This window comes from Wolbachia endosymbiont (group A) of Sturmia bella (assembly GCF_964030905.1).
Lineage (GTDB): Bacteria > Pseudomonadota > Alphaproteobacteria > Rickettsiales > Anaplasmataceae > Wolbachia > Wolbachia pipientis.
In genome coordinates, this window is the sequence record NZ_OZ034988.1 from 1,268,592 (window position 1) to 1,283,235 (window position 14,644).

12 protein-coding genes, 2 tRNA genes and 4 pseudogenes are annotated in these 14,644 nt (G+C 36.6%); 13 read left to right on the forward strand and 5 right to left on the reverse strand.

What is annotated here, in order from left to right; translation table 11 throughout:
• Positions 1 to 25: 25 nt before the first annotated feature.
• The 3 genes and pseudogenes from rpmE to ACQH3L_RS05990 all read left to right on the forward strand — a co-directional run bounded on the left by rpmE (position 26) and on the right by ACQH3L_RS05990 (position 2,496).
• Positions 26 to 229 (forward strand): 50S ribosomal protein L31, encoded by a 204-nt coding sequence (gene rpmE / locus ACQH3L_RS05980; RefSeq protein ID WP_007548602.1) that lies wholly within the window; start codon positions 26 to 28, stop codon positions 227 to 229.
• Between the two features lie 38 nt (positions 230 to 267).
• A complete protein-coding gene (locus ACQH3L_RS05985) occupies positions 268 to 1,062 on the forward strand; it encodes an NAD kinase (RefSeq protein ID WP_070356930.1) in 795 nt (264 codons plus the stop codon).
• Positions 1,063 to 1,145: 83 nt separating this feature from the next.
• Positions 1,146 to 2,496 (forward strand): annotated as a pseudogene (locus ACQH3L_RS05990) (hypothetical protein).
• 197 nt (positions 2,497 to 2,693) lie between these two features.
• Here the strand turns inward: ACQH3L_RS05990 and ACQH3L_RS05995 are convergent.
• The 4 genes and pseudogenes from ACQH3L_RS05995 to ACQH3L_RS06010 all read right to left on the reverse strand — a co-directional run bounded on the left by ACQH3L_RS05995 (position 2,694) and on the right by ACQH3L_RS06010 (position 6,019).
• A pseudogene (locus ACQH3L_RS05995) lies at positions 2,694 to 3,788 on the reverse strand (IS3 family transposase).
• Positions 3,789 to 3,860: 72 nt separating this feature from the next.
• Positions 3,861 to 4,505, reverse strand: a pseudogene (locus ACQH3L_RS06000) (IS630 family transposase); the annotation flags it as partial.
• A 42-nt stretch (positions 4,506 to 4,547) separates the two neighbouring features.
• A pseudogene (locus ACQH3L_RS06005) lies at positions 4,548 to 4,888 on the reverse strand (transposase); the annotation flags it as partial.
• A 1,058-nt stretch (positions 4,889 to 5,946) separates the two neighbouring features.
• Positions 5,947 to 6,019 (reverse strand) — tRNA-Gly (locus ACQH3L_RS06010).
• 180 nt (positions 6,020 to 6,199) lie between these two features.
• Here ACQH3L_RS06010 and ACQH3L_RS06015 point away from each other — a divergent pair.
• The 9 genes from ACQH3L_RS06015 (at position 6,200) to radA (ending at position 13,162) form a co-directional block, all read left to right on the forward strand.
• A complete protein-coding gene (locus ACQH3L_RS06015; protein WP_010962900.1) occupies positions 6,200 to 6,820 on the forward strand; it encodes a ribonuclease D in 621 nt (206 codons plus the stop codon).
• 127 nt (positions 6,821 to 6,947) lie between these two features.
• On the forward strand, positions 6,948 to 7,271 hold the full coding sequence (gene trxA / locus ACQH3L_RS06020) for a thioredoxin (protein ID WP_010962901.1): 324 nt from the start codon (positions 6,948 to 6,950) through the stop codon (positions 7,269 to 7,271).
• A gap of 42 nt (positions 7,272 to 7,313) precedes the next feature.
• A tRNA-Ile gene (locus tag ACQH3L_RS06025) sits at positions 7,314 to 7,390 on the forward strand.
• Positions 7,391 to 7,460: 70 nt separating this feature from the next.
• Entirely contained in the window at positions 7,461 to 8,117 is a 657-nt protein-coding gene (locus tag ACQH3L_RS06030) for a CADD family putative folate metabolism protein (RefSeq protein ID WP_022626367.1), read from the forward strand.
• A gap of 39 nt (positions 8,118 to 8,156) precedes the next feature.
• Entirely contained in the window at positions 8,157 to 8,543 is a 387-nt protein-coding gene (locus ACQH3L_RS06035) for a dihydroneopterin aldolase (RefSeq protein ID WP_007548841.1), read from the forward strand.
• Positions 8,540 to 9,820 (forward strand): dihydropteroate synthase, encoded by a 1,281-nt coding sequence (gene folP / locus ACQH3L_RS06040; protein ID WP_138317886.1) that lies wholly within the window; start codon positions 8,540 to 8,542, stop codon positions 9,818 to 9,820. Before ACQH3L_RS06035 ends, folP begins: the two co-directional genes overlap by 4 nt.
• Positions 9,817 to 10,296, forward strand: coding sequence for a dihydrofolate reductase (locus ACQH3L_RS06045; RefSeq protein WP_038199174.1), 480 nt, complete (start codon positions 9,817 to 9,819; stop codon positions 10,294 to 10,296). The genes folP and ACQH3L_RS06045 overlap by 4 nt, the downstream gene beginning before the upstream one ends.
• A gap of 1 nt (position 10,297) precedes the next feature.
• The gene (locus ACQH3L_RS06050) at positions 10,298 to 11,035 is read left to right on the forward strand and encodes a putative folate metabolism gamma-glutamate ligase (RefSeq protein WP_010081866.1); all 738 of its coding nucleotides are present in this window, start codon (positions 10,298 to 10,300) and stop codon (positions 11,033 to 11,035) included.
• A 783-nt stretch (positions 11,036 to 11,818) separates the two neighbouring features.
• A complete protein-coding gene (gene radA, locus ACQH3L_RS06055; protein WP_425384771.1) occupies positions 11,819 to 13,162 on the forward strand; it encodes a DNA repair protein RadA in 1,344 nt (447 codons plus the stop codon).
• Here radA and ftsY read toward each other — a convergent pair.
• Positions 13,149 to 14,060 carry a signal recognition particle-docking protein FtsY gene (ftsY, locus tag ACQH3L_RS06060; protein WP_010962907.1) on the reverse strand — a complete coding sequence of 304 codons (912 nt, stop codon included), beginning with the start codon at positions 14,058 to 14,060 and terminating at the stop codon, positions 13,149 to 13,151. The two genes, radA and ftsY, sit on opposite strands and share 14 nt — an antisense overlap.
• 191 nt (positions 14,061 to 14,251) lie before the next feature.
• Here ftsY and iscU point away from each other — a divergent pair, with 191 nt between their 5' ends.
• Positions 14,252 to 14,635 (forward strand): Fe-S cluster assembly scaffold IscU, encoded by a 384-nt coding sequence (gene iscU / locus ACQH3L_RS06065; protein ID WP_007548853.1) that lies wholly within the window; start codon positions 14,252 to 14,254, stop codon positions 14,633 to 14,635.
• The last annotated feature ends 9 nt before the right edge of the window (positions 14,636 to 14,644 follow it).

A 14,644-nucleotide genomic window follows, 5' to 3' on the forward strand; every position in this document is an offset into this window, starting at 1 on the left:
GCTGACTAAAAGTTTATAAACAACAATGAATTATCATAAAATTATTATAGTTATGACAGACGGTCAAGAGTTTGAAACTCGTTCCACTTATGGAAAGGAGGGAGATAGGGTAAAACTTGATAGAGATCCTCTTACTCACCCTGCATGGACTGGAAGTTTGACAAGCGGGTTAGCAAGTAAAACTAGCAAATTAGCTAAGTTTAACGATAAATATGGAAGCATTTTCTAATTCTCCTCCTCTTTAAGTTTTAGAGAGTTTACTGAAGCATGCATAAATACAAAAATATAGGCTATGTTGCTTCTCCATCACCAAAATCGCAGGAAGTATCTAAACTATTAAAGAAACTTAATTTTATCAATATAACAGAAGAAAATAAGTCCGAAATCGATCTATTGATAGTTGTTGGCGGTGATGGCTTTATGCTACGCACTTTGCACAATTACGTCATAGAAAATAAAAACATGCATGTGTATGGGATAAACACTGGCAATGTTGGGTTTTTGATGAATAAATGCTTTAGCTGCAGTGAAGATTTAATTGATCATATAGAGCATGCAACTTCAACTCAGTTAACTTTGCTAAAAATGGAAGCAACAGACACAAGTGGCAAGAGATATCATTACATAGCAGTAAACGAAGTATACGTTTTTAGAAAAGCGAACCAAATAGTAGAGATGAATATTACTATTAATGATAAGCTAAAAGTAGAAAAATTTAGAGGGGACGGAGTAATATTATCTACCCCCACAGGCAGCACTGCATACAACTTCTCTGCCGGTGGCCCAATCTTGCCGCTAAATTCAAATTTACTTGCACTCACTTCTATCAATAGCTATTACCCAAGGCATTGGAATGGAGCGTTAATATCAAACGATACAATCGTACAAATTGACATTAACGACACAAAAAACCGTCCAGCACTTGTAGTATCAGATTACAAGGAGTTTCATAATATATCACAGATAAAAATACAAAAAGATCACGAAAACACAATAACTTTGCTTTTTGACAAAGATTACCCTCTGAATGAAAGAATCTTTGATAGACAATTTCTATACTAATAATTATCCGTAAATTGGTATTTACTATATCTTAATAACTATAGCGTAATCAATGCAGCATAGTAATTAATTTTGGAGTGAATATGCCTGGACCAGTAAATGAAGAACAAACAGTAACATTAATTTCTTCCACATCAATAAGTGAAGATGGCGAGATAACACCAGGAATTTTACCAATACCAGCACTTAGGACAAGTACTCCGAAAAAAAATGATGAAAATACAGCTTTAGAAGCTTTGTTAGAGGAAGAATTTAAAGAGAAAAAAAACAGCAATGCTAATTCAAGAGATCCGTTAACTCTTGAGACTCAAGTATCACCTCCTTCCCTAGAAGAAACAAAAGGTGAAGAAACTCATGTTGACGTGCCACAAAATTCAACTCTAAGCAGATCCCCTTCTCAAGAGACAGTATTTGATGATCCTGATGATCTTGATAAAACATTAACACGGTTAAGCAGAGAATCAAGTAACAAACTTAGCAATGTACCTTCAACTTCTCCACCATCATATAAGACAGATGACTCTGAAGAGTCTTTGTCACTAAATTCTGATGTAGGTGGCACAACAAATAAAAAAACAAACAGATTCTTGCCAAGAGCAAAGTATTCCATGCAGCAGAAGGGCTTTATAATTTTTACTGCAAGTGCTATTATACTCAGTATATCTGCAGCTTTATTATATTTACAAGATAAAGCAAAATTTATTGCATTTTTTACAAACAGCCCAAAATATATCACTATACCAGTTATCGCACTTGCTGCATTGCTTGCAATTGGTCCAATATTTTTTGCAACAAGGCAATTTATAGATACTGAAGAACATTCCATTCAAAAAAAAGATGCGGATAAAACTTTAGCTGAGGTGTTGGAGCACCAGCCAAAAGATAAAGCTATAAAATCTGTAAGACTGGAATATAGCAATGGCACTCATTCAAATTTTGTACTTAATGCTTGGGAAGCTAAACAAGGCTTCACTAACATTGACGAAAAAGTAATTACTAGAACTAATAAAATCAGTAATTAACGACAGACCAATATTTACTGCATTATTTACTGGTGTAGTTGCTGCAAATATAGCGTTTCCTCTAGGGCTACTTGCAACACATGGTGTTAATGGTGTACAAAAATTTTACCAAAACCCTTTGACTAATAACATAGGATTATCATTACTTATAGGTTCTGGTATACTTGCATTATCAATTATATGTCTTGGCGTGCATTATTATAGAAAAACAAATTGCACTAACCTTATATATTCTGAAGAAGAGATTGATCCTAAAAATGTTAATGGGAAATTCATTGAGGAAATAAAACGAGAAAGAACAAATGTTCTTGGGGAAAATCACAGTAAAGACGCTAAACGCAGCAGCTTAACGCTTGAGCAAGTTGTGGTTCAATCTCATAATTGTAAGGATATTGTTTATAGTGTCGGTTAATAAAATGCATGATATAGCTAGTGCAGCCCTACGTCATACCGCTGCAGACCGTCATACCGCGATTCATTCGCGGTATCTCTAGATCCCGCTAACACGTAGCGGGATGACGATTGTCAGGGTAGCACCTCCCTCCCCTGTCATCCAAGTAGCTGACTGACCTTACCCAGAAAAAGTGGAGAGAAAGTTTGGAATGTTTTTCACAAAGAGAATGATGAATCAAAATGCTCAGGAATGCAATAGTTAATAGTGACGTTGTTTGTTATAAAAAATTTCTATATATTCAAATATAGCAGTTTTGATATGCTGTTTAGAGTGCCGAGAGGTGTCTATTGGTAACTCCCTTTTTAGAGAACTGAAGAAGCTTTCCACAACAGAATTGTCGTAACAACAACCTTTATAACTCATCTATGTTTTTTATGGATAAGAGATATTGATAACCTTGCGAAGTATATTGTGAACCTTGATCACTATGTAATAGTAGATTTTTGGCAGGTTTACGCTTGTTAACGGCCATTAATAAAGAGTCCATAACCAATTGTTTATTTATTGAACTGCTCATTAACTACCATGCGTGAATATAGATCGATTATTGTTGCCAAATATAGCCATCCTTCTTTGGTTTTTATATAAGTAATCCCATACTTTATTTGGTTGATCGACAATAAAGTTTTGGTCTAATATATTGGGAGCTACTGTCCGTTTGTTGTTTCTTAATTTTAAATTTTCTTCTCAATATAGCCTGAATACCATTTTTCTGCATAATACTTTGCACTGTTTTTAAGTTGCAACTTTTACCCAAAGCCTTCAATTCAGCATGAATTTTAGGAGCTCCATATCTACATTTAGAAGCTTGATATATTTTTTGAATATCTGCTAATAACTCTTTATTTGCTGATTCTCTACTGCTTATTTTCCTTGTAGTCCACTTATAGTAGCCACTAGCAGAAAACCCTACATAATTCCTGCACTTTATAGTGTTTACTATGCTCTTTTATGAAAAAATATTTTACTCTTTTTGACTGGCCAGGGCTTTTTTTTAAATGTCTCTTTCCCTTGTTACTCTTGCTTTGTAAATCAAACCTCTCTTTGTCGTAAGGAGCCATGTTACCTCTACCTGGAAATGCATCTGCTGCCGACTTTTTTTCGTTGTGTTTCTTTATCCATTTTCCTAATAAACCACCCTTTATTCCTAAATCCTTTGCTATTTTTGTAATTGTTTGACCTGCCTTTCTTTGTTCATTTGCCAGTTTAACAGCTTCCAATTTGAATTCTGCCGTATATTCTCTTGCCATTTCTAATCCTCCAAAATTTTATTTTACCCGAAAAAACTCCTTTCTTTCTCTCCACTTTTTCTGGGTAAGGTCAGTCTGTCCAGGTTCCAAGATCGGTGTCAAAAATTGCTCAAACCATCCATTAAAAACATCCATATTACAGTGGCCTTCAAAGGTTAACGGAACAACTATCTTTCTTCCACTTAAGGCTGCAACCATACTGATTCGTTGAGTTTTCTTTCCAGATTTTAAGGCATAAAACCGCTGTCCTTTCTGGCAATATCCGTAGTTCGGTGTTATCAATGCCAGACTCATCTATATACACTAAGTTTTTAGGTTCTTTTGTCGCTATAATTTTCAAAAATTCAGCACGTTTTTCTTCGTTTCTTTCCTTATATCCATATGTCTTTTTTTGCGCGTAAATCCAATTTTTTTAAGGGCTCGATAGATCGTTTGGATACTAACGTTGTTCCAAAGTTTAGCCATTTCCGATAGAGTCTTTCCTCCGTGTTCTCTGGCAAATTTGGCAAAGGTATCCCAGTCGGTAATTTTGTGATTGTAACCCCCATTTCCAAGTTTTTTTGATTGAAAGTCTCCTGTTTCTTTTCTTCTTTGCTGCCACTCCCATAAAGTAGTTCGTCCAATCTTAAATCTTGCTGCCACTGTTTCTCTGCTTTCTCCTTCGTCTAGCGCTTCCATTGCTTTTTTTCTTAAATCATAACTATATGCTGCTGGCATTCAACCTCCTTATCATCATCTACCCTTATCCTATCACATCCGGACTTTTATGGAAAGAGCTATATTTTTATCAATTCTGCAATCATTTATCTTAATATTAAGTTTCTTTTGATGCTTGTGAATAGCTGCAAATCTCTTCCTATTTGTTGCAAATACCCTTTTATAAACCCGACTGTTTGTCTTAAACCAATTCTAAAGAAACTGACGATTATATGCACCAAAATCACAACTTTATCACTATAAATATAGTTGCCGCCCTGCATTTTTGGACAATTCTCGTACCAATTTTCTATGGCGTCATTGATATAACAAAAAATGCTTCCTCTTTCTTGGAGAAATTTGTTATATTCATGGCAGTTACTGACTCTCATTTTTTGTGGCATATTTTTTCTTCAAGGTTAAATGGCTATTTATAATGAATTTTGTCAGTAACTGCCAGTTCTTTTCGCTTGAGCGATGCAACAAAGCCCACTGGGATCCAGGAAAGTTTGCTTGTAAGCAAGCAAACTAGCATGGAAAGTTTATACTAAATGAATGTTTTTGATGAGGTTGCACAGAAGCTGGATCCCAGTGTCAAGCACTGGGATGACATCATCCTTTTTTGGATTCCAGACTGGAATGACAGCAGTCCTACGTCATACCGCCGCGGTATTTCCAGATCCCGCTAACACGTAGCGGGATGATGGTTGTCAGGGTGTTGTCCAAGTAGCCTCCTTCTTCTGTTATCCAAGTAGCCTCTTTCTTGTCATCCCAGTGCTCCTTTCTTGTCATCCCAGTGCCCAGACACTGGGATCCAGGAAACTTAACTTTACACCAGGTAATAAGAACTGGATTCCAGCGTCACGCGCTGGAATGACAGCAGTCCTACGTCATACCGCGATTCATTCGCGGTATCTCAGCCGCTAACAAGAGATCCCGCTAACAAGCAGCGGGATGACGATTGTCGTTTAGCCATAAACATTAAGAAATTTACCAAATGAAAAAAAAGGCAAAAGAAGCCCCGTGGTTATTATCCGCTTTAAAATATTGGCGTTTTTTATGTTTTAAACGCTTGACAAGCGAAGTTCAGCTGCTTTTAATTGCAACTAACCTACGCTGCAAATGTTTAAGAAATTTACTAAGCAGAAAAAAAGACAAAGAATCCCCGAGTTAGCTAGTCTTTTACTATCTCTGTCGAGTATTGGCATTTTTTGATGTCTTGTAACGCTTTATAAGCGCGTTCAGCTTATTTAGATAAAAATCTAGATGTAGATGAAGTTTTGTAAAGACATACAGTATCTATATACTGCAAAAAATTGAACATAAGACGCCGATACATTAAGTAATCCTTACCTTTTAATCTGCAGATTGGCGAAAGCAAATGCAATAGCTCCACTATCATGATAAGGGCGCTGGCGGAGTTTGTCAAGGGATTTTTGACGAAATGATTTTGAAAGCAAAGAGCGGGAGAAGGGGTTCGAACCCTCGACCTCAACCTTGGCAAGGTTGCGCTCTACCAACTGAGCTACTCCCGCAATTAAATTAACCTAAATTTACTTAATTATAGGCATATACAGCGATTTGTAAACCCCGTGTACACGAAAAATGTGAGAGCCCATAAATTTGCGTGGTTCCTTCTATGATCTTTTCGTATACTTAAGACTCATTTTTGATTATCATAAGTTTTCAATTGTGCCAAAAAATGTATTAATTTTATGGGAATATTTTTATATAAAGACGACTTGCCAGCTAGTTCAATACCAGATGATATAAGGTCTATAGCTGTTGATACCGAGGCAATGGGGCTACTTCATAGCAGAGATAGATTATGCCTTGTGCAGCTCTCTTTTAATGATGGCAACGCTCACTTAGTTCAACTCAAGAACGATTATACAGCGCCAAATTTAAGAAAAATATTAGAGGATAAAAATATAACTAAAATATTTCACTTCGCGCGATTTGATGTGAGCATAATACGTTATTACTTGGAAACTTGGGCACTTCCGTGCTATTGCACAAAGATAGCTTCACGTTTAGTTCGCACTTACACAGATAATCATAGCTTAAAAGAGTTGTGCTTAGAGCTGCTTGATACCAAACTAAATAAGCAGCAGCAATCTTCTGATTGGGGAAATGAAAATTTAACAGACAAACAAAAAAGTTATGCTGCATCTGATGTTTTGTATCTCCACAGGATAAAGGAAAAGCTAGACTTAATGCTGGAGCGTGAAAATAGAAAAGAATTGGCCCAAAAGTGCTTTGAATTTCTTCCTACTCGTATTGAATTAGACTTAATGGGTTGGGAAAACGTGGATATCTTTAACCACCAGATGTAATAGAAGTTTTTTGTTTGTGCAAAACACTTTAGGGCAATTTTTCAAGCTCTGCGGTAAGAATTTAGTTGATTAACTGCTAATAGATACGCTATATTTTACAAGCAATCGTTTTAAGTTTAGGTATTTTATGAGTGATGATATTACACCGGTAAATGATCAAAATTTCAAATCTGAAGTCACTGACTATAAAGGGTTTGTTCTGGTAGATTTTTGGGCAGAATGGTGTGGGCCATGTAAAAGTCTAATGCCGCGTATTGAACAGTTGGCTAAAGACAGAAAAGGCAAGATTAAGATCTGCAAGTTCGACATAGATGAAGGGACTGAAGTGCCAAGTAAGTATGGGGTTCAATCTATACCTACTTTGATTATATTTCAAGATGGTAAGGAAATTGCACGCAAAATTGGCGCAACAAATGATCTGCTAAGTTGGGTTGATAGTGAAATAAGCTAATAGACAAATTTGCTTTTGTGTGTATTATAAATATTGATAAAAGGGATTGTAGCTCAGTCGGTTAGAGCAGTTCGCTCATAACGAATTGGCCGTAGGTTCGAGTCCTACCAATCCCACCATTGTTAGCATGATCGTAACAATGAGAAAACTATAGTATATGAACTATATATTAATGTAATGGGGGAAATGATGGAATTTACTAAGTCTCTAAATAACAAGTTAGATGAATTGCACTTACTAAATCATCCATTCTACCAATCATGGAATACAGGAAGCTTAAGCTTGCAAGCTTTACAAACCTATGCTAAAGAATATTATCACCATGTTGCTGCGTTTCCTCGTTACATCAGTGGTATACATTTTCTGTGCCCAGATCTAAAAATGCGACAGGTTTTACTTGGTAATTTAATAGAAGAGGAACAAGGTGATGAAAATCATCCAGAGTTATGGAAACGTTTTGCTGAAGGGCTTGGCGTTGCGCGATCTGATCTTCGTGAAAGTGCACAGATTAAGGAGACACAAGAATTAATTGATGGTTACTTTGACATTGTAAGATCAGGTTTTGCAGCAGGTCTTGGAGCCTTGTACGCTTACGAACGTCAAACTCCAGAGGTTTCCAAGTCTAAAATTGAAGGTTTAAAAAAACACTATTCAATAAGTGATGAGCGTTCTCTTCAATTTTTTACGGTCCATATGCATGCTGATGAATGGCATTCTGAGGAATGTGCAAATCTTATTGAAGATCTAGATGAAAAAGAGCAAGATAAAGTTATGCAGGGTGCTCAAAAGGGAGCAAGGCTCTTGTGGGGTTTTCTTGATGGAATGATGAATGCTAGCGTGTGTTAGTAGTTGTAAGTAGCTTAAACTCAGTGATGTTGGAATGCAATGTCTGCATGTAATCTTCTTATATCTGACTTACGGCTTTGGGTTCATTTAGGCTATAGTGCAGAAGAGAAGTATCATTCTCAATTAGTTAGTGTTAATATTGATTTTACCTTTAAATCCCCCCCTTTAGGACTTACAACTGACCGGCTTGAGGATACTATATGCTACTTGGAGGTAGTTCAGAGTATTCAATCTCTCGTTCAAAGCAAGCAATTCAACTTAATCGAGCATTTAACTCATGATATATACAGGACCATTAATAACCTTGTGATGCAAAAAAAGCTTATTATTTCTTCTATAGGCGTAACTATTCACAAAGTTGCACCACCTGTCCCCAGTGTGCATGGAGGTGTTTTCTTTACTTATCGTAATGCGTTGCAAGAATGATTTACATTTCTGTTGGCTCAAATATAGGAAATCGCTTTTCCCATTTACAAAAGGCTGCTCAGTTACTGCAGGAGCGCTATTTTAAAAATTTAAAATCTTCAATTATTCTGGAAACTAAGGCTATTTTACCAAATGATGCTTCACCTGGGTGGGACAGGCCATTTCTAAATATGGTTGTGTATGGAAGTTGTTCTTCTTCTCCTGAAGAGCTGTTAAAGGGCCTTAAACAAATTGAATGTGACATTGGCCGTCTGCAGGTCTATGAAAAATGGGCACCTCGCGTTATTGATTTGGATATTTTGTTATGGGATGACCTGACACTTGATACACCCTACCTTAAGATTCCTCACCCAGAATTGATAAACAGACCATTTTTGCTTCACTTGATGACAATGCTGAACCCTATGGCAGTAGTTAACAAAACGTTTGGTACTGTTAACCCTAACATTAAGGATTGCTTTTTAAGGAGTTTTACGCTTTCACCAGAGCTTGTAGGTATTGTCAATATTACTCCTGATTCATTTTCAGATGGTGGTCTTTATTATGATGCAGATCAAGCAACCAAGCAGGCACTGCGGCTGTTATCAGATGGTGCAAGCATAGTTGAACTTGGTGCTCAATCAACAAGACCTGGCTCCTCAATACAAACTCCAAAAGCAGAATATGCACGCTTAAAACCAGTGCTTGATAATCTCAATCAGTATATGAAAGTTGGTGACATTAAAGTCAGCATTGATAGTTTCTGGCCAGATGTTATTTTGAATGTTTTGGAGCACTACAACATTGCCTGGGTAAACGATCAGAAGGGAGATCTAGATGATAATACCTTAAAAGCGATTGCTAGCAGTGGATGTAGTATCGTTATTATGCATTCACTCTCCATACCACCACATAGTGACAACATTATCCCAAGTGACATTGATCCAATTGATACCATAAATAATTGGGCAGAAAGGAACATTAATAGATTACTAGCTCTAGGTTTTGATCAAAGCTCGATCATTATTGATCCTGGTATTGGTTTTGGCAAATCTATGTACCAGAATATCCAGATTTTACGCAGTATAGAAACGTTACAAAATTTTGGCTGCAAAGTTCTGGTTGGCCATTCTAGAAAGTCATTTATTTCTTCTTTTTCTACAGAACCTGTCTTTAACCGAGATTTAGAAACAATTGCTACATCATCTGTATTACACAACAAGGTTGATTTCCTTCGAGTGCATAATGTGCGTGATCACATGCGATTTTTTGTAGCTCAAGCTGCTTTACAGGGATGATAGTTATCGGAATTATGGCTGTTGATCCCAAGGGGGTAATTGGAATAAATAATGGATTGCCCTGGCATTATCCAAGTGAGTTAGATCATTTTCGTCAGGTGACTGAAAAACAAGTTATTGTTATGGGGAGAAAGACATTTGAAACTATGCCTCAAGACATATTAGGGAATCGTATCCCTGTTGTTTTTTCTCGTGACAAATTAAATTCTTGTTTTAACAGAGGAGTAAAATGCACTATTATTTCTTCTATGCAAGAGTTTTTGTCAATCCAAAGTAATTCTAAAGTCTTCATGATTGGTGGAGCACAAATAGCGCATCTTTTTTTGGAGTATGATCTAATCTCAGAATTTATCATAACAGAAATTCACAAACCCTATAAAGGTGATGTATATTTCAACTTAACACTTCTTGATGGATGGCATAAAACTATTCTCACCAAAACGAAAGATTATACTATATGCAAGCTGACACGTTAATATGCATGTTGAAGCAATTTATACCCACCGCATTGAATGTGGAGAAGTATTAGAGCAGGTTCTTGATCGCTATGTTTCAGAGTTGCTAAGAGAGGAAGTTGTTCTTGCTATCACATCAAAAATCATTTCTATTTGTCAAAAACAAGTGGTTTGCAAAACTGCTTGTTCTAAAGAAGAGCTAATCAAAAGAGAAGCTGATGCAATTGTTGATGTAGACCATAATTCTTACGGCATCTATTTAACAATCAAAGACAATATCTTAATTCCATCTGCTGGTATTGATGAATCAAATGGTAATGAAATGTATATTTTATACCCAAAGGATGTTCAGAAAACAGCTCTATCAATATGGAACTATCTCAAGACAAAACACTGCATAAAACATCTTGGTATTTTGATTACAGATAGTAACATAACACCTATGCGCCTTGGGGTTACGGGCGTTGCTCTTGGTTGGTGTGGATTTGAACCATTTTATTCCTATATAGGCAAGCCAGATCTTTATGATCAACCACTGCAAGTAACACAAGTCAATCTTCTTGATGCGCTGGCAACGTCTGCTGTTTTAGTTATGGGAGAAGGGGCGGAGCAAACACCAATGGCAATAATTAGTGGCGCACCAAAGATTCACTTTCTTACTCGTCCGCCAACTACAGAAGAAGAAAAAAGTGTGAAGATATCTATGGAAGAGGACCTTTACTCTCCTCTCCTCATGCGAGCCCGCTGGTTAAAGAGTTAAAGAGGAACTTAAAAATTTGCTATTAGACTTCTTACATAACCATATAACATTGGGAATAGAAACAAAAAACTTACTTGACACCCTTCGCCAGCGCCCTTATCATGATAGTGAAGCTATTGTATTTGCTTTCGCCAATCTGCAGATTAAAAGGTAAGGATTACTTAATGTATCGGCGTCTTATGTTTAATTTTTTGCAGTACATAGATACTGTATGTCTTTACAAAACTTCATCTACATCTAGATTTTTATCTAAATAAGCTGAACGCGCTTATAAAGCGTTACAAGACATCAAAAAATGCCAATACTCGACAGAGATAGTAAAAGACTAGCTAACTCGGGGATTCTTTGTCTTTTTTTCTGCTTAGTAAACTTCTTAAACATTTGCAGCGTAAGTTAGTTGCAATTAAAAGCAGCTGAACTTCGCTTGTCAAGCGTTTAAAACATAAAAAACGCCAATATTTTAAAGCGGATAATAATCCCAGGGCTTCTTTTGCCTTTTTTTTCATTTGGTAAATTTCTTAACGTTTGTAGCTAAACGACAACCGTCATCCCGCTACGTGTTAGCGGGATCTATGCTTTGAGATACCGCGAATGAATCGCGGTATGACGGTTCGCGGCGGCGTGACGATAAGCTCGTCATCCCGCTACTTGTTAGCGGGATCTAGAGATGCCGCGAATGAATCGCGGTATGACATAGGGAACCCTTTCTTGGGTTAGCTATAGATTTACTTCGCATATTCAGCTAATTTTTATTACAATTACAACAAAATAATTTTGGCTTTGATGAAAACTGTATATGTATGTCAATCCTGTGGTCACAGCACTGGTAGGTGGGTAGGGAAGTGCATCGCATGTGACAATTGGGATACAATTGTTGAGGAAATAGCAGTAAAAACGGGCAAAAGAAGTATATCTGCACCAATTTTAATAAAGACGTTATCGGGTAGCGAAATTATCACTCCAAGTCGTTTTTTAACAGGAATAGAAGAATTAGATAGAGTTTTTGGTGGGGGTATCGTTCAAGGTGCTAGCATTTTAATTGGTGGCGAACCTGGTATTGGAAAATCCACCCTTTTGCTTAGAATTGCAGCTAATGTTGTGCAACTTTCCTCTTTTGAATGTCTTTATGTATCCGGCGAGGAGTCTTTAGAGCAGGTGAGTCTCAGAGCAAAGCGTCTTAAGATAAATGAACCTAAAATTAAGCTTTTATCTACAGTATCTTTAACTGATGTAGTAGCAACAATAAAGGAAAACAAAAGTATTAAATTCTTAGTAATTGACTCTATACAAACAATGTATGATAGCAGAATTACATCGGCACCAGGAACTGTAACTCAGGTTCGTACTTGCGCACATGAATTAACTATTCTTGCGAAACAATATGGTGTTTCTCTTTTAATAGTTGGTCATATAACTAAGGATGGACAAATAGCTGGACCCAAAACTCTGGAGCATATGGTGGATACGGTATTATATTTTGAAGGTGAAAATAGCAATCAATATCGCATTTTGCGTACTATTAAAAATAGATTTGGCCCTGCAAATGAAATTGGTGTTTTTGAGATGTCTGAAGCAGGACTTGTGCCTGTTGATAATCCATCATCATTGTTTCTGATGGCCCATGACAGAGAAGTAGTTGGCAGCACCGTATTTGCAGGAATTGAAGGTTCAAGACCAATTTTAATGGAAGTGCAAGCATTAATAGCAGGGACTAATATGGCAACCCCAAGAAGGGCAGTAGTTGGGTGGGATATTAATAGATTGGCTATGATCATCGCGGTGCTAAATGCTCGTTGCAAAATGTTTTTGCATGATAAAGAGGTATACCTAAACATTGCAGGGGGACTCAAAATACAGGAACCATCGGCTGATCTTGCTGTTGCTGCTTCCCTTATTTCAAGTATAGTAAATTTACCGCTGCCAACTTCTTCAATAATCTGCGGTGAAGTTGCACTTTCAGGAGAAATTAGGAACATCTCGCATGCTGATCTCAGACTAAAAGAAGCACAAAAGTTAGGATTCAAAAAAGCAATTATGCCTAAAAATGGTAACTATTCTTCTCATGATATTGAAATAATCAAGCTTGGTCACGTAAGGGAATTAAGAGAAGTCTTTAATTACAATTAAATAACGCTTCAGCAAATTCTTTGCTAGTAAACTCCCTTAAGTCCTCTATATTTTCGCCAATTCCTATAGCATGTAACTTTATCTTATAAGCTTCTGCAAGTCCAATTACCACTCCGCCCTTAGCAGTGCCATCTAACTTTGTTACGATTAGCCCGGTAACATTAACCATTTTGCTAAATGCTTCTAATTGGCTATAAGCATTTTGGCCGGTAGTTGCGTCAAGAACTAAAATAACGTCATGAGGGGCAGTGTCATCCAATTTCTTTATCGTTCTATATATTTTTGATAACTCCTCCATAAGGTTCACATTATTTTGCAGCCTTCCTGCTGTGTCAATTAGAACAACATCAACGTTATCTTTTATAGCTTGACTTACAGCTCTATATGCCACACTTGCAGAGTCGCTACCGTACTCTCCAGTAACAATCAAGCAATCAGAACGTTCTGCCCAAATGTTTAATTGTTCACTAGCAGCAGCTCTAAATGTGTCGCATGCAACAAGCATAACGGATTTTCCCATTTCCTTATATTTATATGCGAGCTTACCTATAGTCGTGGTTTTACCGTTACCATTTACTCCGCATACCATTATTATATGTGGTTTTTTGTTTAAAATTAGCGGTTGCACAGCAGGGTTCAATATCGATTCTATTTCGCTCATTAGCTGCTGTGTGATGGTATTATACTCAACTTCCTTGTCAAATTTGATGCTTGTGAGCCTATCGATAATCAACTTGGAAGTTTTATGACCAATATCCATGCTAATTAGCAATTCTTCTAATTCATCTAAAAGCGACTGATCTAATTTTTTTTTGCCAGAAAAAATACTTTTCACCCCGTCGCTAAAGCGAGAAGAAGTTTTTAACAGGCCCTGATAAAGGTTACTAAACAAACTCAAGGGATACTCCTTTTTAAATTATAAACTTAATTACAATATAAAGAATGACATGCACTACGCGAATTTGTAAAGTAAAATGCACTCAAAAACTACAATTTTACCTTACAAAAATTACACTTTTTGAGTGCATTTTACTTTAGTTTTTAACCTAAATATGTTATAATGTAGAATAGCGGTTCACAGGTAATTTTATGAGTTATAATGAGAAAATTTTAGATCATTACGAAAATCCAAGGAATGTTGGCTCTCTGGATAAAAATGATCCAAATGTTGGTACTGGCCTAGTTGGTGCACCATCGTGCGGTGATGTAATGAAATTGCAGATAAAGGTCAATGACAAAGGTGTTATTGAAGATGCAAAATTTAAAACTTTTGGTTGTGGTTCTGCCATTGCTTCAAGTTCCTTGTTAACAGAGATGATAAAGGGAAGAACCATCAGTGACGTTACACAGATAAAGAATACTCAAATAGTGGAAGAGTTGTCTTTACCTCCAGTGAAGATACACTGTTCGGTACTTGCTGAAGATGCTATAAAGGCTGCTATTCATGACTATCAAAGTAAACAAAAGAATTAAGAAGCTACG

Bases quoted from the DNA above. Each gene is read 5' to 3' on its own strand.
- radA (WP_425384771.1), top strand. From the start codon at position 11,819: ATGAAAACTGTATATGTATGTCAATCCTGTGGTCACAGCACTGGTAGG.
- iscU (WP_007548853.1), top strand. From the start codon at position 14,252: ATGAGTTATAATGAGAAAATTTTAGATCATTACGAAAATCCAAGGAAT.
- ACQH3L_RS06050 (WP_010081866.1), top strand. From the start codon at position 10,298: ATGCATGTTGAAGCAATTTATACCCACCGCATTGAATGTGGAGAAGTA.
- ACQH3L_RS06035 (WP_007548841.1), top strand. From the start codon at position 8,157: ATGTCTGCATGTAATCTTCTTATATCTGACTTACGGCTTTGGGTTCAT.
- rpmE (WP_007548602.1), top strand. From the start codon at position 26: ATGAATTATCATAAAATTATTATAGTTATGACAGACGGTCAAGAGTTT.
- ACQH3L_RS06045 (WP_038199174.1), top strand. From the start codon at position 9,817: ATGATAGTTATCGGAATTATGGCTGTTGATCCCAAGGGGGTAATTGGA.
- folP (WP_138317886.1), top strand. From the start codon at position 8,540: ATGATTTACATTTCTGTTGGCTCAAATATAGGAAATCGCTTTTCCCAT.
- ACQH3L_RS06030 (WP_022626367.1), top strand. From the start codon at position 7,461: ATGGAATTTACTAAGTCTCTAAATAACAAGTTAGATGAATTGCACTTA.
- trxA (WP_010962901.1), top strand. From the start codon at position 6,948: ATGAGTGATGATATTACACCGGTAAATGATCAAAATTTCAAATCTGAA.
- ACQH3L_RS06015 (WP_010962900.1), top strand. From the start codon at position 6,200: ATGGGAATATTTTTATATAAAGACGACTTGCCAGCTAGTTCAATACCA.
- ACQH3L_RS05985 (WP_070356930.1), top strand. From the start codon at position 268: ATGCATAAATACAAAAATATAGGCTATGTTGCTTCTCCATCACCAAAA.